The following is a 219-nucleotide window of genomic DNA, read 5'->3' on the forward strand; positions in this document are numbered from 1 at the left end:
GCAGCCACCCTTGAAAGAGTGCGTAATAGCTCACTGGTCAAGTGATTCCGCGCCGACAATGTAGCGGGGCTCAAGCGTACCGCCGAAGTCGTGTCATTGCAGTACATACCCCCAACGGGGACTGTGATGGGTAGGGGAGCGTCGTGTGCCGGGTGAAGCCTCCGCGGAAGCGAGGGGTGGACGGTTCACGAGTGAGAATGCAGGCATGAGTAGCGATAC

General features: G+C 59.4%; 1 rRNA gene. It reads left to right on the forward strand.

Annotated features, from left to right (window positions below):
• Positions 1–219 (forward strand): 23S ribosomal RNA (locus CU044_RS20045); the annotation flags it as partial.

Source organism: Streptomyces sp. L-9-10, assembly GCF_004151105.1.
Taxonomy (GTDB): Bacteria; Actinomycetota; Actinomycetes; order Streptomycetales; family Streptomycetaceae; genus Streptomyces.